Source organism: Clostridium magnum DSM 2767 (genome assembly GCF_001623875.1).
GTDB classification, from domain to species: Bacteria; Bacillota; Clostridia; order Clostridiales; family Clostridiaceae; genus Clostridium_AM; species Clostridium_AM magnum.
Genome location: NZ_LWAE01000007.1, coordinates 85,855 through 105,454 on the forward strand (window position 1 = coordinate 85,855; position 19,600 = coordinate 105,454).

At 33.9% G+C, this 19,600-nt stretch carries 14 protein-coding genes, 1 tRNA gene and 1 rRNA gene; 13 read left to right on the forward strand and 3 right to left on the reverse strand.

Annotated features, from left to right (window positions below; all coding sequences use genetic code 11):
* The first annotated feature begins 23 nt into the window (after positions 1–23).
* The 7 genes from CLMAG_RS22745 (at position 24) to galE (ending at position 8,708) form a co-directional block, all read left to right on the forward strand.
* Entirely contained in the window at positions 24–941 is a 918-nt protein-coding gene (locus tag CLMAG_RS22745) for a ribonuclease H1 domain-containing protein (protein ID WP_066628013.1), read from the forward strand.
* Positions 942–1,117: 176 nt separating this feature from the next.
* Complete coding sequence (locus CLMAG_RS31110; protein WP_073393005.1) at positions 1,118–1,282, forward strand: YtxH domain-containing protein; 165 nt, start codon at positions 1,118–1,120, stop codon at positions 1,280–1,282.
* Between the two features lie 359 nt (positions 1,283–1,641).
* Positions 1,642–2,946, forward strand: coding sequence for a helix-turn-helix domain-containing protein (locus tag CLMAG_RS22750; protein ID WP_066628016.1), 1,305 nt, complete (start codon positions 1,642–1,644; stop codon positions 2,944–2,946).
* An 18-nt stretch (positions 2,947–2,964) separates the two neighbouring features.
* Positions 2,965–3,435 carry a helix-turn-helix domain-containing protein gene (locus CLMAG_RS33950; RefSeq protein WP_242873113.1) on the forward strand — a complete coding sequence of 157 codons (471 nt, stop codon included), beginning with the start codon at positions 2,965–2,967 and terminating at the stop codon, positions 3,433–3,435.
* Between the two features lie 126 nt (positions 3,436–3,561).
* Positions 3,562–4,218 (forward strand): tetratricopeptide repeat protein, encoded by a 657-nt coding sequence (locus CLMAG_RS33955; RefSeq protein ID WP_242873114.1) that lies wholly within the window; start codon positions 3,562–3,564, stop codon positions 4,216–4,218.
* Between the two features lie 694 nt (positions 4,219–4,912).
* On the forward strand, positions 4,913–7,513 hold the full coding sequence (clpB, locus tag CLMAG_RS22760; RefSeq protein WP_066628019.1) for an ATP-dependent chaperone ClpB: 2,601 nt from the start codon (positions 4,913–4,915) through the stop codon (positions 7,511–7,513).
* A 205-nt stretch (positions 7,514–7,718) separates the two neighbouring features.
* A complete protein-coding gene (galE, locus tag CLMAG_RS22765) occupies positions 7,719–8,708 on the forward strand; it encodes a UDP-glucose 4-epimerase GalE (protein ID WP_066628022.1) in 990 nt (329 codons plus the stop codon).
* Positions 8,709–9,180: 472 nt separating this feature from the next.
* On the opposite strand, the gene CLMAG_RS22770 is transcribed toward galE, so the two are convergent.
* The gene (locus CLMAG_RS22770) at positions 9,181–9,765 is read right to left on the reverse strand and encodes a LysE family transporter (protein WP_066628025.1); all 585 of its coding nucleotides are present in this window, start codon (positions 9,763–9,765) and stop codon (positions 9,181–9,183) included.
* Positions 9,766–9,882: 117 nt separating this feature from the next.
* Here CLMAG_RS22770 and CLMAG_RS22775 point away from each other — a divergent pair, with 117 nt between their 5' ends.
* On the forward strand, positions 9,883–10,437 hold the full coding sequence (locus CLMAG_RS22775) for a helix-turn-helix domain-containing protein (protein ID WP_066628028.1): 555 nt from the start codon (positions 9,883–9,885) through the stop codon (positions 10,435–10,437).
* A gap of 177 nt (positions 10,438–10,614) precedes the next feature.
* On the opposite strand, the gene CLMAG_RS22780 is transcribed toward CLMAG_RS22775, so the two are convergent.
* Both CLMAG_RS22780 and CLMAG_RS22785 read right to left on the reverse strand, forming a co-directional pair.
* Positions 10,615–11,346, reverse strand: coding sequence for a type 1 glutamine amidotransferase (locus tag CLMAG_RS22780; protein WP_066628031.1), 732 nt, complete (start codon positions 11,344–11,346; stop codon positions 10,615–10,617).
* Between the two features lie 16 nt (positions 11,347–11,362).
* Positions 11,363–12,721, reverse strand: coding sequence for a Mur ligase family protein (locus tag CLMAG_RS22785; RefSeq protein ID WP_066628034.1), 1,359 nt, complete (start codon positions 12,719–12,721; stop codon positions 11,363–11,365).
* A 116-nt stretch (positions 12,722–12,837) separates the two neighbouring features.
* Here CLMAG_RS22785 and CLMAG_RS22790 point away from each other — a divergent pair, with 116 nt between their 5' ends.
* From CLMAG_RS22790 to CLMAG_RS22810, 5 genes are all read left to right on the forward strand, one after another.
* On the forward strand, positions 12,838–13,725 hold the full coding sequence (locus CLMAG_RS22790) for a DMT family transporter (RefSeq protein ID WP_073393010.1): 888 nt from the start codon (positions 12,838–12,840) through the stop codon (positions 13,723–13,725).
* Between the two features lie 354 nt (positions 13,726–14,079).
* The gene (gene pckA, locus CLMAG_RS22795; protein ID WP_066628044.1) at positions 14,080–15,666 is read left to right on the forward strand and encodes a phosphoenolpyruvate carboxykinase (ATP); all 1,587 of its coding nucleotides are present in this window, start codon (positions 14,080–14,082) and stop codon (positions 15,664–15,666) included.
* A gap of 417 nt (positions 15,667–16,083) precedes the next feature.
* Positions 16,084–16,917, forward strand: a complete 834-nt coding sequence (locus CLMAG_RS22800) for an undecaprenyl-diphosphate phosphatase (RefSeq protein ID WP_066628045.1) — start codon at positions 16,084–16,086, stop codon at positions 16,915–16,917.
* A gap of 207 nt (positions 16,918–17,124) precedes the next feature.
* Positions 17,125–17,213, forward strand: a tRNA-Leu gene (locus tag CLMAG_RS22805).
* A gap of 837 nt (positions 17,214–18,050) precedes the next feature.
* Positions 18,051–19,562, forward strand: a 16S ribosomal RNA gene (locus tag CLMAG_RS22810).
* Positions 19,563–19,600: the final 38 nt, after the last annotated feature.

Genomic DNA, 19,600 nt, shown 5'->3' on the forward strand with positions numbered 1-19,600 from the left:
CTTAATAGTAAGGAGTGACAAAGATGGCAAAGAAGGTTTATGCAATAAAAGAAGGTTTTGATTCCGCAAATAATTGTAAAGTTGAAAATAAAATAGTTAACACTTGGGCAGAATGTTTAAAGTACGTAAAAGGTGTTAAGGGAGCCAAATATAAAAGTTTTGAAGATATTAATGATGCTAATAAGTACCTAAGTGAAGGTAGTAAGCTTTTGAAAAAGGGTGAAGATAGCTATCCAGAGGATTGTTTACATATTTATGTTGATGGAAGTTACAACATTAGTACTGAAAAGTATTCTTATGGAGTAGTAGCAGTGAGAAATAATGTAGTTGAGTATATTGAAAGTACTTCAGCAAAAGATAATTCTCAAAAAAATATTAGACAGATAGCAGGAGAGTTAGAGGGAGCTGTAAAAGGAGTACAATATGCTCTAAGTAAAGGGGATAAGAAAGTAGTTATATTTCACGATTATGAAGGGATTTGTCATCATGCTACAGGCTTTTGGGAACGAAGAGAAGAATCCTCAGTAGAATATTATAACAAGATGAATAAGCTCATCAATGGTGGTATTGAAGTTATTTTTGTAAAGGTGGATAGTCATACCGGTGACTTATTTAATGAACTTGTTGATGAAAAGTGTAAAGAGAAATTATCTGTTTCCTCAGAAAAGGTGGTAGAAAAATGGCTTGCCACAAATACTTTAAATGTAGCAAGTGAAGATGTAAAACAAGAAATTTTGAAAATAGCTCCTAAAGGAGAAAAGAATATAGTTGTTACTAATGCTAATAGCAAAAAAGATAAAGAAGAAATTAAAAGACATGAGTTTAAGGATATTATAAGTAGCTATAAAAAAGATCCAAAGGCAGCGATGAGTTTAATAGATAGTTTAAGTAACGAAGAAAAAACAAAATTTATTACTTATTTATTGGAAAATAGCAAATAAAGTGTAGTTTGAATCAGATGAGAGTGTTAAAGTAGGCAGTTATTAGTTACACATACCTGCAAATGGTAATATGTTATAATTTGCATTGTTTAATAAATACAAAATTACATATTCTATATATGAACCTTAAAACGAGAACCAAAAGCTTTTTATTAAATAAAAGGAGTGAATAGAATATGCGTGGAAAATTTATAACAGGTGCAGTAATAGGTGCAGCAGTTGGAATGATGCTAATGCCAGAACTTGATAGATCAACACGAAGAAGAATAAAAAGAACAGCGAAAATGATTAAGGATGTAGCTGAAGATGCCTTTGATGGTATGAAAGGCGGAATGATGTAGAGTATTAGATTCCATGACTATCCGATCTAATACTCCCATCTTTTAAGAATCAGGTGGGGCTTCAAACCCCACCTGATTTAAGTTTTACTTCATTATTTAACTTAAGAGGCTGATAACAGAAAAAGTCTATTTTGTGTGTATATTAATATATATCAATAAATATTGTTGTCATATAATAATTTAAAATATCAAAACCTTCGATAAAATGGTAATATAATGAAAAATATAATCCTCTTCTTAAAAAATTTTATATTATTATTAAAAAATATGATATAATGATATAAGTACTTTACAAAATTTTTAACAAAGCTAAATTGGGAATTTATACAATAATGTGCGTAGTAAAGGAAGAGTGAATTATGGAAATACTGTCTTTAGGAGAAAAGATAAAAAGAAGAAGAAAAGAACTTAATATGACGTTAAAAGATTTAGCGGGAGATAGAATTACTCCGGGACAAATAAGTCTTGTAGAATCAGGAAAATCAAACCCAAGTATGGACCTGTTAGAATACCTTGCGGGAGCCCTAAATACTTCCATTGAATATCTTATGGAATCAGAAGAAACTCAGGCAGAAAAAATTTGTACTTATTTTGAAAATATAGCGGAGTCTTATATAATTAATGAAGACTTAAATCAGGGAGAGCAATTTATTGAAAAAGCTTTGTATTATGCAGAAAAATATAATCTTGAGTATAGAAAAGCGAAAAATCTATATCTTAGAGGTACTATATACACTGCAAAAGGTGAACATGCTCTAGCACAGCAATTTTTTCTATCAGCAAATGTTATTTTTATAAAAAATAATAACTATGAAGAAACTATAAAAACTTTTGTGAATCTAGGAAAAATAACAATGGAACTAAAGGCATATCATTCTTCCTGTAGTTATTTTCAGCAAGCAGAAAGCGTATATAATGACAATAACATAGGAAATGATTTTTTACTGGGACAGATATATTACTATATAGCTTCCATATATTTTAAGCTAGAAAACGTGGACAAGGCTATAAATTACTCCTATTTGGCAAAAGAGAAATTTAGGCAAATGGATAACAAAAGAGAATATGCAAAAACACTTCTACTTTTATCAGAGGAATATAATAAAAAAGGAGACGTGGATAGCGCAATAAAGTATTCTAAAAGAACTTTAGACGTATACAAAGAAATAGATGATGTAACACATATTGCGAAAATAGAAAATAACCTTGGTAAATTATTCTGTGAATTTGACAACATAGAAGAGTCCTTTGTACATTTAAACAAGGCTAAAGAACTACGAATGAGAATAAAAGATGAAAAAGTAGTAGAAACTCTTGTAAGTATATGTGAAAATTATATAAAGTTAAAGAATATTTCAAGTGCAAAAGAAGTTCTTGCAGAAATAATGGAAAATATTAATGATGGTAGTGAAAAGACATTAATTCAATATTATTTGCTTAAATACAGAATAGATATGCTTGAAGCAAATATTGGTGAAGCAGAAAATACTTTGATAATGGCATTAAACTTTGTTAGAAATATGGATTACACTAAGGAAATTGCAGAAATAGCTATTATGCTCGGAAAGTTTTATATAGATAATGGCAAGGATAAAGAGGCTGCGCAATATTTAAATGAGGGCGTAGAAACATTTAAAAAGATTGGCTTATTAAAAGAGTCTTAGTGTGGATAGGTGAGGGATATGGAGATACTTTCTACAGGGGAAAAGATTAAAAGAGCTAGAATATATAAAGGTTATACTTTGAAAGATTTATGTGAGGAAAAAATATCTGTTTCCAAAATGAGCTGCATAGAAAACGATAAGATTAAGCCAGAAGAATGGATACTTGATTTTATTGCAGAAAAGCTTCAAATTGATTCACGTTATTTAAAACAGGATATAAGAGATCAGGTAATTAAAAATGTTAAGGATATAGAGAAACACAGAAATTCAAATAAATATGAAGACTCATTAGAATACAATTTAGCCTTTATAGAGGAATATTCTTATTATGATATATCCTTTGATATAATGCATTTACTTTTTAATTATTATCTTGATGAAAATAAAATTGAAAAGATACAGCTTGTTATGTCAAAATATTACGATTACCTGCAAAAATGCTTTTCAGAAGAACGAGCTGCAACATATTATATGGATATAGCTAGATAATTCTTTAGCACTAAAGAATTTACTCAAGCTGCTAATTACTATAATAATGTTAGAAAAGTTTCTAAAGATAATGGAGACTATACACTGCTTTCAAGAGCAACCTATAATGAAGCTGCTTGTCATCTAATGTTGCAAAGTTATGAAAAGGCTTATGAAATAGCATCAAAATTAATAGATCTTATGGATTATATAGAAAGTGATATAAAAAAAGCAGAAGCTTACCATATGATGGCTATACTTTGTTTAAGAAGAAATATGGATGACTTTGGAGTATATGAACAAAAGGCTTATGAACTATATGAAAACGACTTAGTGCATAAGTCACAGGCAATATATAATTACGCTGTGGTAATGTTTAGTCTTGGAATAAGGGATAAAGCCATAAGTTATGTAAGTAAAGCCCTTGAATGTTATCCAAAGGATAATAAGGAATTGCTTGTTAACTTTATGCTTATGAATATAAGCAAACTAATAGAAAATGGAGTTTTAGATAAGGCGCAAAGTATTTGTGATGAAACTTTAGATTTTGCAATAAATCTAGATAATATAGTTTTTATTGAAAAGGCTTATTATTATAAGGCTCTAATTTTAGAAAAGGAAGGCAACCTTTATTCTGCTGAGATGTATATGAATTTATCATTAGATGCGATGCTTAAGTTTGCTAATAATAGTCAGATATATAGAAGATACATGGAGATGGGTGATATGTATCACAGAATGGGAAATGTACCTGAAGCCATAAAATACTTAAATTTTGCAATACAGTTAGAAAAGAAAATGTAGCTTACAGATGCACTCGATGAAACTTGAACTTATACCCGGTATTTCTAGGGTGCAGCTCTTATGCACTGTTAAGTATTTTAAGTTATCCCTAAAGCTCGCTGCCTAAGAAAATTAGTTAACTTAAATAAACTCGCTTTGCTCAGACAGTATTTAAGTTAACTAATTTTCTAAGACCGCTTCGCTAAGGGCTAATTTAAAATACCTAAATGTGCTTTCAGAGCTACAACCTAGAATACCTAATATAAGTTCAAGTTTTATTCGCAGCGATATTTATGCTATCATATTTTCTGTACTGTTAATAAATTCAAGTTAAGTTAGGTTTTGTCCATATAACAAAAGATTAAAAAAAATATATAAGCAAACAGCAGAGACTAAAGGGTGATTTAGTTTCTTTTTTTGTGTTCAAAATTAATAGTTTTGTAATGAAGTGGAAACTTGAATCAGATGGGGTTTCAAATCCCACCTGATTCTTAGTTGAACGAATCCAGGGACGTAGCCGCTCGCAACGTACTCTTTGATAAAAGCAGAGAGCCCAAATCTCTGATTTGGTGTGAATCGCTTTCACACCATGCGTAGGGGGTATTAGAGCGGGTAGTCATCGGATAAAAGTTATTAAGTAATATATTGAAAGAATTATAAAGATGATTATAATATATAATTAAGATTGGTATTGAAGTAAAGGAGGAGTTTTGATATGGATATAGATAAGTTAACTATAAAAGTTCAGCAATCTTTAAATGAGGCACAGCTTATAGCTGTGAGGCATAATCATCAGCAGATAGATGTTATTCACTTGTTTTCGGCTTTGATATCACAGGATGATGGGCTTATTCCTAATTTGTTTAGTAAAATGGGAGTTAATACAAGGCAGCTTAATAGTGAGACAGAAAGTGTTTTGAATAGAATGCCTAAGGTTATGGGGGAAGGTGCGCAGACAGCGTCACTTTATGCCACAAGAAGATTTGAAGATGTATTTGTAAAGGCAGAGAGTGTAGTTAAGAAGTTTAAAGACTCATATATAAGTGTAGAACATGTGATGCTTGGTATTATGGAAGTTAGATCTAGTGATGTTGAGGGTATTTTAAAGAAGGTTAATATTACTAGAGATGCTTTCTTAAGTGTATTGTCACAGGTTAGAGGAAATCAAAGGGTTGATACTCAGGACCCGGAAGGTACCTATGAGGTATTAGTTAAGTATGGTAGAAATCTTGTGGAGGAAGCTAAGAAGCACAAATTAGATCCTGTTATAGGAAGGGATGAAGAAATAAGGAGAGTTGTTAGAATTCTTTCAAGGAGAACAAAAAATAATCCGGTGCTTATAGGAGAACCTGGGGTTGGTAAAACTGCCATAATAGAGGGTTTAGCCGAAAGAATTGTAAGAGGAGATGTTCCCGAAGGCTTAAAGAATAAAGTAATATTCTCTCTTGATCTGGGAGCCCTTATTGCTGGTGCTAAGTTTAGAGGGGAATTTGAGGAAAGACTTAAGGCAGTTCTAAAGGAAGTTGAAAATAGTGATGGAAGAATAGTTTTATTTATAGATGAACTTCATACAATAGTTGGAGCTGGAAAAACAGAAGGTTCTATGGATGCAGGAAATTTAATAAAGCCAATGCTTGCAAGAGGAGAACTTCACTGTATAGGTGCTACAACCTTTGATGAATATAGAAAATATATAGAAAAGGATAAAGCCCTTGAAAGAAGATTCCAACCAGTACAGGTAGATGAACCTACGGTGGAAGATTCTATATCAATTTTAAGAGGTCTTAAGGAAAGATTTGAAATATATCATGGAATAAGAATTCATGACTCAGCTATAGTAGCAGCGGCTAAACTTTCTGATAGATATATAACAGAAAGATATCTTCCAGATAAGGCAATAGATTTGATAGATGAAGCTTGCGCTATGATAAGAACTGAAATAGATAGCATGCCAACAGAAATGGATATGGTTAAGCGAAAGATATTCCAGCTAGAAATTGAGAAGGAAGCTTTATCTAAAGAAAAGGATACTGCTTCCCAGGAAAGACTTAATGCTCTTCAAAAGGAATTAAGCAACTTAAAGGATAAGGATAATGAAATGACAGCTAAGTATGAGAAGGAAAAATCTCATATAACTGAGGTCAGAAATTTAAAAGAACAGTTGGATACTGCTAGAGGACAGCTAGAAAAGGCAGAAAGAGAATATGACTTAAATAAGGTTGCAGAGATAAAATACGGAGTTATTCCAAATTTAGAGCAAAAAATTAAAGAAAAAGAAGAGACTCTAAAAGAAAATAATGAAAATGCAATGCTTAAAGAAGAAGTAACTGAACAGGAAATTTCACAGATAATATCAAAATGGACTGGTATACCTGTGGCAAGACTTGTAGAAGGGGAAAGAGAAAAACTTCTAAGACTTGAAGATGAACTAGAAAAGAGAGTAATTGGTCAGAAAGAGGCGGTGACTGCGGTATCTAATGCAGTTATAAGAGCAAGAGCTGGAATGAAAGACCCGAGAAGACCAATTGGTTCCTTTATATTCCTAGGACCTACTGGTGTTGGTAAAACTGAACTTGCCAAAACTTTAGCTAGGACTTTATTTGATAGTGAAGAAAATATAGTAAGAATAGATATGTCTGAGTATATGGAAAAGTATTCTGTTTCGAGACTAATAGGGGCACCTCCAGGATATGTAGGCTATGAAGAAGGTGGTCAGTTAACAGAAGCAGTAAGAAGAAAACCATATAGTGTTATACTATTCGATGAAATAGAAAAAGCACACGAAGATGTTTTTAATGTATTTCTTCAAATATTGGATGATGGAAGACTTACAGACAATCAAGGTAAAACTGTAGATTTCAAAAACTGTATTATAATTATGACTTCTAATATAGGCAGCAGCTATCTTTTAGAAAATCAGGATAGCAGCAGTGTAGACCCTGCCATAAGGGATAGAGTAATGGGTGAAATGAAGCGTAGATTTAAGCCTGAGTTTTTGAATAGATTAGATGACATTATACTATTTAAGCCTTTAAGTACAGGGGAAATAAAATATATTATAGATATATTCCTTGAGGACATAAGAAAGAGACTTAGAGATAGAAATATTTCTTTAAATATTACCGAAGTGGCTAAAGAGCTTATGGCAAGGGAAGGATACGATCCTGTCTATGGTGCAAGACCACTTAAGAGATATATTGAAAATACTCTAGAAACTTCTATTGCGAAGAAGATAATTAAGGGTGACATTTATGAAGGCTGCACTATAGAGGTGGATGCTAGAGGTGATGAAATTATAATAGAAGGTACAAAATAAGTTTCAACTGACTTTATTTCAAAAATGACACTAAGGTTATTGTTTACCTGGTGTCATTTTTATATTTTAAGGACAATATAAAGAAGAATTGTTATATATTATTGTTTTTTTTACACTTAATACAACCTTTGTTAAACAATTGTATTTTCAATTATGCTATAATTGTAGGAAAGTTGAAACTAGAAGTATGTTAGGAGGAATAAAAATGGCGATTTTAGTTTGTGGTGGGGCAGGGTATATAGGAAGCCATATGGCAGCTTACTTGAAAGAGCAAGGTGAAGAGGTAGTTATTTTAGATAATCTACAAAAGGGTCATAAAGCGGCAGTTGAAGCTTTGGACGGAAAATTATATATAGGTGATTTAAGAAATAGATCAATCTTGGATAAAGTTTTTACTGAAAATAAGATAGATTCCGTAATAGATTTTGCAGCAGATTCTTTGGTTGGAGAAAGTATGACTGATCCATTAAAGTATTTTGAAAATAATGTAGGTTCTACTATAAGTCTTTTAAGTGCTATGAAGGATCATAATGTAAAATACATAGTATTTTCATCTACAGCAGCAACCTATGGAGAACCTGAAAGTATACCTATAGTTGAAAGTGATAAGACTGTTCCAACTAATCCATATGGAGAGTCTAAGCTGTCAGTTGAGAAAGTTTTAAAGTGGTGCGATACTGCTTATGGTATAAAGTATACTGCCTTAAGATATTTTAATGCAGCAGGGGCTCATATAAGTGGAAAAATCGGAGAGGATCACAATCCAGAAAGTCATTTAATTCCTATAATACTTCAAGTAGCATTAGGCAAGAGAGAAAAAATAATGATATTTGGCGATGATTATAATACTGAAGATGGAAGCTGTGTAAGAGATTATGTTCATGTTACAGACTTAGCTTCAGCCCATCTATTTGCTCTACAGAGGTTAAAAAATGGTGGAGAAAGTGCAATCTATAATTTAGGAAACGGAAAAGGATTTTCTGTAAAGGAAGTTGTAGAGGTTACAAGAAAGGTTACAGGAAGGGAAATAAAAGCTGAAGTTGCGGAAAGAAGAGCAGGAGATCCGGCGATTTTAATAGCTTCTTCAGAAAGGGCGAAAAAAGAGTTGGGATGGAAGCCCCAGTATGATTCACTAGAAACCATAATAGAAACCGCATGGAACTGGCACAAAAATCATCCTGATGGATATCAATAAGACATAGAGCGTAGGTATTGTTTGGCATGTCTCTTAGGCACCGTTAGCCATTTAAATCTATCTCTAAGGCTCGCCCCTAAGAAAATTAAAAAAATTAAATAAACTCGCTTACGCTCAGACAGTATTTAATTTTTATAATTTTCTAAGGAGCTTCACCAAGAGCTAGCTATAAATGGCTAAATGTGCTGTCAGAGACACACCAAACAATACCTAACGTAAATTTATGTTCTTTATTTGTATTTTCACTAGTGCTTAATTAATGGATTCAAAATCCTGTTGACAACAATCTTATGTAATAAGTTGCTATTTAAACTATGAATATATAAATGAAAATAGCCAGCAACCTTGCTTTAATATAATTACCTAATACGAACTAATCTATATTTTGAATAATATGAATCCGCTTTCATATATTGGGAAATGTAAGCGGATTTACTTTTATTGTTTTTTTAATTTTCAAAATAGTTATTGATTAACGAAACAGTGAAACTGCACAATAGACAAGTAGAAGCGCCATAACAATATTAAAGACTTTATAATGTTTTGCAAGAACTTTCTGAAATACAGAGCCAAACAACGACCAGCAGCAGGTTCCTACAAAGCCAAGGAAAGCAAGAATTACAGAAAAACTTGTAAGTATGAACACAGATTTGTAATATGGTACGATGAATGTTGAAACGGTTGCAAGGCCATAAATAATAACGTTTGGATTGACGAACTGCAAAAGTAAGCCGGATAAAAATGTATTTGTACGCTTTTTAGGTTTGTCCTCACTGTTAGGTTTGCTCTTGTAGGTCTGCCATGCAAGCCATATCATATACGTTGCACCAACACAGGACATAATTGATTTGATTGATGGGATAAAACTGTAGAGTGCCATACTAAAAATACTGCTTAAGGCAAATAGAATAAAGACGCCAAAGAATATGCCTACATTAAACATTATGCTCTTCTTAAATCCGTATCGGCTTGCATTTGACATTGACATAATAGTATTCGGTCCTGGAGCAAAGTTTGCAATAAGGACATAGGATAAAAATGCTGTAAAATTTGGCATGGATATTTACCTCCTAACCATTGTGTGATATAATGCACAAAAAGGATAATATATTATATCGTGCAGTATAATCATACTATTTGTGCGTTATATTGTCAACAGGTTGGAGGGGATTTTTTGGAAAAACTTAATTTTATTATTGCTGAAAACTTAAAAAAGCTTCGTGCGGAAAAGATGCTTAGCCTTGACAATGTCTCAAAGCTGACCGGCGTAAGCAAAAGTATGCTAGGACAAATTGAACGTTGTGAAGTAAACCCTACTGTGTCAACGGTATGGAAGATTGCAAATGGGCTTAAAATATCATGTACCCAACTTATGAGCATGCCAGAGGCTGACTTTGAAATCGTAGATAAGTATCAAGTGCAACCACTTGTTGAGGATAACGGCAGGATTAAGATATTTCCTGTGTTCACCTTTGATAGCGCAAGGCGGTTTGAAATGTATTCTATTGAGATTGACACTAATGGCTATTTATCTTCAGAAATTCACCAACAAGGTACACAGGAATTCATTACTGTATTTTCTGGCAATCTTACTATGAGTATAAATGGTGAAGATTTTGTTGTAACAACAGGTAATTCCATACGATTTAAGGCAGACTGCCCTCATGCTTATCAAAATACCGATGATACAATTTGCTCATTAAGTATGGTTATTTACTATCCAATGTAAAAATTAATAAGGTTAGGATAATGTAGCTTTAGAGGTTATTTGGAACAAACATCCCCCTCTAGTATACTGATTCTAGAGGGGGGTGTTTTAGCTTATATTAATTAAGATCTTGCATATAGTTTTTTTACTTGAACTTATCCCGGAGTATAAGTTCAAGTTTTACCTAGAAATCCCATATTAGCTTTTCTTACTCTCTCTTTTTATAATAAATTCCTTTGCTTTAAGTTCAAAGCTGTCGTTTAGGGAATCTAGTTGCACTTCCCCATATTTTTTTGATAAAGCTGAGGATATTAATCTGTCTGCCAGCTCTGGGTTTTTGGAGAGTAGTGATCCGTGAAAGTATGTACAATAACAGTTTTTGTATATACAACCTTCATATCCATCTTCACCATTGTTTCCGTAACCAGCGATTACTTTTCCAAGAGGCTTTAGGTTATCTCCTATATAGGTTCTTCCTGAGTGGTTTTCAAAACCCACATAGGTCTCATTAAATTCTTCATTGTGGATTACAGTGTTTCCTATAAATCTAGTATCTCCACCTTCAGTATATATATCTAGTATTCCAAGGCCTTCAAGTTTTTCGCCATCAGGTGTAGTATAATATTTGCCAAGCAACTGATATCCACCACATATACATAGAAATACCTTTTCATCCTCAATGTATTCTGTTAAACCGGTTTTTTTAGCCAAGTTTATATCATCAGAAACAATAGATTGTTCGTAGTCCTGACCGCCTCCAAAGAAGGTTATATCGTATTTAGATGGGTCAAAAGGATCACCTAGAGATAGATTTGTTACATTAACTTGTATACCTCTTTGTTCCGCTCTATATTTTAAAATAAGAATATTTCCAAGGTCTCCATATACATTTAGCAGGTCAGGATATAAGTGACATATATTAAGTTCCATTAAATTAATTCTCCTTTTACCACAATTTTTTTATGTATCCCTTGCTATTAAGGAACTTTCTGAAGTTTATCATAGCGGTATATGTAGCAAGGATATATACTGTATTATTGTTGCAGCCTTTAATTTCTTTCAGGAGCTTTTCATAAGCTTCACAGATGACAAATTTATCAGGAGATAGACCAGCGATTTTAAGTCTTGCAGCCATGTCATAGAGTCTAATTCCTGAAACCATAGTTTTATCTATTTGGAGTGATGCAAGTTTTTCAAAGTTAACATCCCATATCCAGGATACATCTCTACCATCTGCATAGTTGTCATTTAAAAGTACTGCAAGATCGAAAGTTCTTCTATCAAGGCTTATAGTATTTATTGCTTGGTCGTAACCTGCAGGATTTTTAACTAACACTATTTTTACTTCTTTGCCCTCAATATTTATATTTTCTTGTCTGCCAAAGCTGCTTTGTTGCTTTCTTAAAGAATTAAATATTACTGAGTTTTCAAGTCCGCAAACTTTTGATACTGAGTAGGCACATAAAGCATTATATATATTATAGGTTCCAGGTTGGCTTATGTAACATTCCTTACCGTTTATTGTAACAAGAGAACCTTCTGGAGTTTGTTCTTTAATTTCATCTATAGTATAATCAAGTTCAGGTCTTTTATATCCACAATCTTCACAATAGAAATCTCCTAAATGATTATATGTAATATAATTATACTTGTAAGGGCTTTTACACTTTTTGCAGAATTTTGCATCAGCGTTTATGTCTATAGTTTTATTGTTATCTAAGGCATAATTAAATCCGTAGTATATAGTTCTATTTGGAAGACCTAAATCGCCAAGAAGTGATTCGTCACCATTTAGTACTAAATTTGTAAGAGGGACCTTTTCAACACCTTGAAGAATTTTCTTTAAGGTAGTATATACTTCGCCATATCTATCTAGTTGATCTCTAAATAAATTTGTTATAGTTAGTACCTCGGGAGTTACGTATTCAGTAAAAAGAGGCACATTTGCTTCATCACATTCGATAACTGCGTATTTTGTTTCTGAACATTTGGAGAAGGTATAATGTTCTACGAAGGATGAAACTATACCAGGAAGCATGTTAGCTCCAGTGTTGTTTGTTATAACACATTTTCCACTATCCTTTAGCATATTGTATATCATGCTTGTTGTGGTGGTTTTTCCGTTAGTTCCTGTTACTAGTATAACTTTATAATCCATACAAACAGTTTTTAAAATATTTTCATCGAATTTTAAGGCAACTCTTCCAGGAAAATTGCTTCCGCCCTTGAACAGAGTCCTAGATAGTTTTATTATTACTTTGGAGACTATAATACTAAAAAATGATTTTATATTAATTTTTGACACCACCTTTTGTTAATTAAAGAAGGAGTTGCAGCAAATTACTTTTAACTCTTAAATATTATAATACATTATAACTTTTTTTGCACCAACAACATGAAGTTAAGCTAGGGAGGTAGAAAATGAGAAAAGGATATATGTATGCGATTGTATCTGCTATCTTGTTTGGAACAGCAGGTATATTTGTAAAATTAGCACAAAATACAGGTTTAGATTCGGTGAGTTTGCTTACTATTCAATACATTATTGCAGTGACTTTGATGTTTTTAGTTGCTTTTTTAAAAGATAGTAAAAAACTATATGTCAGTAAAAAACAGCTATTTAATATGGCTATATTAGGTTCTGTAGGAAATACACTGATGACTATTTTTTACTATATGGCATTTGAGTATCTACCTGTAGCTATGGTTACTATGCTCTTGTTTACATATCCAATAATGGTTTTTGTGTATTCTTTATTTGTTGAAAGACAAAAGGTTGATATGAGAAAAATTGGAGCAATAACTGCGGCGTTTTTAGGATGTATTTTAACTTTAAATGTTTTTTCAGGAGGGTTAAAATATTCTTCCAAGGGAATAATATTCGGGCTTTTAGCGGCAGTGTTCTATGCTTTTATGAACCTGTATTCAGAAAAAAGACTTGAAAATGTAGATGCCCTATCAATAAATGCCTACTCCACTTTATTTTCACTAATAACCCTAACCGTATACAAATGGCCTGTTTTTTTATTTAATGGTCAGATTAGATTGGAAAGTTTAAAATACATAATTATATTGGCACTGTTCTGTGAGATAATTCCATTGACGCTTCTATATGCTGCTATAAAGTATATAGGCTCTTTAAAGGTTTCTATAATAAGTAACATGGAATTACCTACTGCTATTATAGTTTCTTTTGTTATTTTAAAAGAATCGGTATCTATTGTACAAATTATAGGTGCCATCCTTATATTTTATGCTGTGCATCTCACTAGAATTGAAGAAAGAATAGAAGCAAAAAAGGCGTCATAGAATTTTCTGTGATGCCTTTTCTATAATTATGAAATTATACAAAATGGAACCTAAATGATATAAGAAGAATATATTATATAAATAAAAAGTGTAGCATTTATATAGTAAATGTGTTATACTTATCGAAGAAAGCAATTAAATAATGAGGTGTAATTAAAAATAAAGCTTTATTTATCCGATGACTATCCGCTCTAATACTCCCTCTCGAAGAGGGAGTAAAGAGCGGCTACGTCCCTGGATTCGTACGACTAAGAATCAGATGGGGGTTGAAACCCCACCTGATTCAAGTCTTAACTTCATGATTTTAAAATGTAATGTGATATACAATTATAGGTTATATAGGGGGGTTGAGCAATGAATATAAATCTTGAGTATCTAAATATTAGTGAGTACAAAAATTTGTATAGAAATTTATCAGTGGCGGAACTAACAGAATTTGCTGTTAGAAGAGGAGAAGCTGTTTTATCGGATAAAGGAGCTTTAGTTGTGAATACAGGTAAATATACTGGAAGATCACCTAAAGATAGATTTATAGTAAAACAAAAGAGTATTGAAGATAAGATAAATTGGGGAGATGTAAATTTATCTATAGATGAAGAGGTTTTTGATAAACTTTATTACAAAGTTGTTGAATATTTAAAGGAAAAAGATATATTTATGTTTGACGGATTTGTAGGTGCTATGAAGGAATACACTCTCCCTATTAGGGTTGTATGTGAGTATGCTTCACAGGCAATGTTTGCAAATCAATTATTTATAAGACCTAGCATAGCAGATCTTATAAATTTTGTTCCTGAGTTTAACGTGATTGCTGTACCAGGATTTAAAGCCAATGGAGCTGAAGATGGAATAAATTCTGAAGCATTTATCTTAGTTAACTTTGATAAAAAAGTTATATTAATAGGCGGAACTCAATATTCAGGAGAAATAAAGAAAGCAATATTTTCTATAATGAACTTTTTATTACCTCAAAGAAGTGTAATGCCAATGCATTGTTCAGCAAATATAGGTAAGGATAGTAAAACTACTGTATTTTTTGGACTATCAGGTACAGGGAAAACTACATTGTCTGCAGACCCTGAAAGAAGATTAATTGGTGATGATGAACATGGTTGGAGTGATAATGGGGTATTTAATTTTGAAGGTGGATGTTATGCAAAAACCATTAAATTAGATAGAGAAAAAGAAAAAGAAATATATGATGCAATAAAGTTTGGTACAATACTAGAAAATGTTGTTCTTCGTAATAATAGAACACCGGATTATGATAGCAGTATGTATACAGAAAATACAAGGGCTGCATATCCCCTTGAATATATAGATAACATTGAAAAGAGTGGAATAGGAGGCAATCCTAATACTATAATATTTTTAACAGCAGATGCCTTCGGTGTAATGCCACCAATAGCTAAGCTTTCAAAAGAAACTGCTATGTATCACTTTATGTCTGGCTATACAAGTAAAGTTGCGGGAACGGAAAGAGGAATAATTGAACCTAAAGCTACTTTCTCTGCATGTTTTGGAGAGCCTTTTATGCTCATGAATCCTGTTGTTTATGCAGAACTGTTAGGTAAAAAAATAGACAAGTATAAAACAGAAGTTTATCTTGTAAATACAGGGTGGCTAAGTGGAGGCTATGGAAAAGGTGAAAGAATAAAACTTTCATATACAAGGGCTATGGTTAAAGCAGCTTTAGATGGTGAGTTAACAAATGCTAAGTTTGAAGAACATCCTATATTCAAGATTTTAATACCTAAAGAGTGTCCAGGTGTTCCATCGGGAATGCTAGATCCTAAGAATACTTGGGAAGATAAAGAAGCTTATGATGTTAAGGCATTAGAACTTGCAGAAAAGTTTAATGAAAATTTCAAGAAGTTTAAAAATGTTTCAGATAGTATAGCTAAAGCTGGTCCAAGAATAAAAGAAATTCAATATGTATAATTTAACATGACTAACTTGGCGTAAGTCTCCCACTTAATATGAAACTCCGCTTCCTAGCGTCAGAGGAGTACTCACAGAGTAAGCGACCATCACCAAATCATAGATTTGGGATGTCTGCTTGACCGATTCACACAAAATCGTAGATTTTGGTTCTCTGCTTAACTGGGAGTTCAACGCCAAGTAAGCCATGCATTCGCAGATCTAAAATTCAGATGGGGTAAAAGAATCCCCATCTGAATTAAGATCTTGCTTCAATATTGTAATAAGTGTAAAAAACTTTGCTTCTATAAATATTGTTTTGTAGAAGTAAAGTTTTTCTTTTTACTTCACTATAAGTTAAATGTTGTGTTGATATAAATAAAAATAGTATAATAAAAATTGTTGTTATAAAATTAAATAAGAGAGTGAGTGTGAATAATGGAAATAGTACTTATGCTTAAAGCTGTTATCATTGGAATAGTAGAAGGAATTACTGAGTTTTTGCCTATATCCTCTACAGGACATATGATAATAGTAGGTAATTTGATTAACTTTCAAGAACCTGCTTATCCGAAACAATATGTATATATGTTTGAAGTAGTGATTCAGCTGGGAGCTATATTAGCTATAGTAGTTTTATATTGGGAAAAAATAAAAACATCTTTAATAAATATTAAACCGGGACAATGGGGATTTAAGTTATGGTTTAATATATTTGTAGCATTCTTACCATCAGCAGTTATAGGAATCTTTCTACATAAAGCGATACAAGCAAAGCTATTCAATGCAGTTACTGTATCACTAGCATTAATAATAGGTGGATTTTTGATGATATTCATGGAGAATAAGTATAGAAGAGGCAATAAAACTAAAAGCATTGATGATGTGAATGTTGTACAAGCATTTAAAATAGGATGTTTTCAATGCCTTGCTTTATGGCCAGGTATGTCAAGATCAGCTTCTACTATAATAGGAGCATGGATAAGTGGATTAAATACTGTGGCTGCTGCAGAATTTTCATTCTTTCTAGCTATACCTACAATGGTAGGGGCTTCGGTGTTATCATTAAAAGATGGATTTGGATCCATGAGTGGTTCACAAATCATAGCACTTGCAGTTGGCTTTGTGGTATCTTTTGTAGTAGCGCTAGTAGTGGTTGAAAAGTTTATGAAATTCTTACAGAGGAAGCCTATGAGGGTTTTTGCTATATATAGAATATTTATTGGAGTAATAATACTTGTTTTAGCTTTTACAAAGGTAATAACGGTATAGATAAGTAAATTTCACCTTAGCTTAGTCCTGATATTCTTAGGAATATTTGTTCCGTGGTGAAAAAAGTTAGTCATGCATTCGCAGCTCTAAAATTCAGATGGGGTAAAAGAATCCCCATCTCAATTAAGATCTTACTTTAAAAAAGTTTAAAAAAAGTGTTGACACTTTAGTGATTTTGAAATATAATAATTTTTGTAGTCAGGACGCGCTGGAGTGGCGGAACTGGCAGACGCACAGGACTTAAAATCCTGCGGGCTTTAAAACCCGTACCGGTTCGATTCCGGTCTTCAGCACCAAAGACGAGATGTTTATCTCGTCTTTTTTTATGTTAGTAGAAAAATTGCTCAATATTAAATCGATTAAATTTTATTCGATAACTACGGGATTGAATACTCTCATCTGATTGGAGTTTACATTTTATCCGATTACTACCCGCTCTAATACTCCCATACGCACTCTGTGAAAGCGATTCGTACCAAATCAGAGATTTGGGCTCTCTGCTTTTCTTCAAAGTGTACGTTGCGAGCGGCTATGTCCCTGGATTCGTTCAACTAAGAATCAGGTGGGGGTTAAATGCCTAAATGGCATTTAACGGGCAAATCCCCGGGTCGTAGACGAAACCCCATCTGATTCAAGTTTACACTTCATCTAGGAAATAATAAATATATTAATCATAAGTACGAGAAAAGACTACTGATGATTAATATGTTTTTTAGTATTTAATATTATTTGAGTCATATGTTCTTATGTATTTAGGAAGTTATTATTGGGAATATAAATATACTTATCCAGGCGTATCTATATATGTAATAGCTTAAAATATTAAGAATTAATAAGTAAATTGAATATAATTAGCTCTATTTATGGGTTTTGTTCATTAGGAGTAAAAAAAATGTGATACAATAACACATGTCGTCAGGAGATGACGAAATAAATAAAAAATTAAAAGAAAATGTGTTGACAATTTGGTTTAGGTGTGATAATCTAAAACAGTCGTCAAAACACGATGATGGTCTTTGAAAATTAAACAGAGGTTGAAAGTTAAAATAACTTTTATTAAGTAAACTAAACCAGCAATTCTTTAACTACTATAATACAGTAGTGAGTAAAACAGTAATGAGCATTCAAACTTTTAAATTGAGAGTTTGATCCTGGCTCAGGACGAACGCTGGCGGCGTGCCTAACACATGCAAGTCGAGCGATGAAGCCCTTCGGGGTGGATTAGCGGCGGACGGGTGAGTAACACGTGGGTAACCTGCCTCAAAGAGGGGGATAGCCTCCCGAAAGGGAGATTAATACCGCATAACATTAGTTTTTCGCATGGAGAACTAATTAAAGGAGCAATCCGCTTTGAGATGGACCCGCGGCGCATTAGCTAGTTGGTGAGGTAAAGGCTCACCAAGGCGACGATGCGTAGCCGACCTGAGAGGGTGATCGGCCACATTGGAACTGAGACACGGTCCAGACTCCTACGGGAGGCAGCAGTGGGGAATATTGCACAATGGGCGAAAGCCTGATGCAGCAACGCCGCGTGAGTGATGAAGGCCTTCGGGTTGTAAAGCTCTGTCTTTTGGGACGATAATGACGGTACCAAAGGAGGAAGCCACGGCTAACTACGTGCCAGCAGCCGCGGTAATACGTAGGTGGCGAGCGTTGTCCGGATTTACTGGGCGTAAAGGATGCGTAGGCGGATATTTAAGTGAGATGTGAAATACCCGAGCTTAACTTGGGTGCTGCATTTCAAACTGGATATCTAGAGTGCGGGAGAGGAGAATGGAATTCCTAGTGTAGCGGTGAAATGCGTAGAGATTAGGAAGAACACCAGTGGCGAAGGCGATTCTCTGGACCGTAACTGACGCTGAGGCATGAAAGCGTGGGTAGCAAACAGGATTAGATACCCTGGTAGTCCACGCCGTAAACGATGAGTACTAGGTGTAGGAGGTATCGACCCCTTCTGTGCCGCAGTTAACACAATAAGTACTCCGCCTGGGAAGTACGATCGCAAGATTAAAACTCAAAGGAATTGACGGGGGCCCGCACAAGCAGCGGAGCATGTGGTTTAATTCGAAGCAACGCGAAGAACCTTACCTGGACTTGACATCCCCTGAATAGTGCAGAGATGCATGAAGCCCTTCGGGGCAGGGAGACAGGTGGTGCATGGTTGTCGTCAGCTCGTGTCGTGAGATGTTAGGTTAAGTCCTGCAACGAGCGCAACCCCTATCATTAGTTGCTACCATTAAGTTGAGCACTCTAGTGAGACTGCCCGGGTTAACCGGGAGGAAGGTGGGGATGACGTCAAATCATCATGCCCCTTATGTCCAGGGCTACACACGTGCTACAATGGTAGGTACAGAGAGATGCAAGACCGCGAGGTGGAGCAAAACTCAAAAACCTATCCCAGTTCGGATTGTAGGCTGCAACTCGCCTACATGAAGCCGGAGTTGCTAGTAATCGCGAATCAGAATGTCGCGGTGAATACGTTCCCGGGCCTTGTACACACCGCCCGTCACACCATGAGAGCTGGCAACACCCGAAGTCCGTGAGGTAACCTGTAAAGGGGCCAGCGGCCGAAGGTGGGGTTAGTGATTGGGGTGAAGTCGTAACAAGGTAGCCGTAGGAGAACCTGCGGCTGGATCACCTCCTTTCTAAGGAGTCGACAAAGTAGGTAATTCTACTTTGAACG

Bases quoted from the DNA above. Each gene is read 5' to 3' on its own strand.
- pckA (WP_066628044.1), top strand. From the start codon at position 14,080: ATGAATATAAATCTTGAGTATCTAAATATTAGTGAGTACAAAAATTTG.
- galE (WP_066628022.1), top strand. From the start codon at position 7,719: ATGGCGATTTTAGTTTGTGGTGGGGCAGGGTATATAGGAAGCCATATG.
- CLMAG_RS22800 (WP_066628045.1), top strand. From the start codon at position 16,084: ATGGAAATAGTACTTATGCTTAAAGCTGTTATCATTGGAATAGTAGAA.
- CLMAG_RS22770 (WP_066628025.1), bottom strand. From the start codon at position 9,765: ATGCCAAATTTTACAGCATTTTTATCCTATGTCCTTATTGCAAACTTT.
- CLMAG_RS31110 (WP_073393005.1), top strand. From the start codon at position 1,118: ATGCGTGGAAAATTTATAACAGGTGCAGTAATAGGTGCAGCAGTTGGA.
- CLMAG_RS22750 (WP_066628016.1), top strand. From the start codon at position 1,642: ATGGAAATACTGTCTTTAGGAGAAAAGATAAAAAGAAGAAGAAAAGAA.
- CLMAG_RS22790 (WP_073393010.1), top strand. From the start codon at position 12,838: ATGAGAAAAGGATATATGTATGCGATTGTATCTGCTATCTTGTTTGGA.
- CLMAG_RS22780 (WP_066628031.1), bottom strand. From the start codon at position 11,346: ATGGAACTTAATATATGTCACTTATATCCTGACCTGCTAAATGTATAT.
- CLMAG_RS22745 (WP_066628013.1), top strand. From the start codon at position 24: ATGGCAAAGAAGGTTTATGCAATAAAAGAAGGTTTTGATTCCGCAAAT.
- CLMAG_RS33955 (WP_242873114.1), top strand. From the start codon at position 3,562: ATGTTGCAAAGTTATGAAAAGGCTTATGAAATAGCATCAAAATTAATA.
- clpB (WP_066628019.1), top strand. From the start codon at position 4,913: ATGGATATAGATAAGTTAACTATAAAAGTTCAGCAATCTTTAAATGAG.
- CLMAG_RS33950 (WP_242873113.1), top strand. From the start codon at position 2,965: ATGGAGATACTTTCTACAGGGGAAAAGATTAAAAGAGCTAGAATATAT.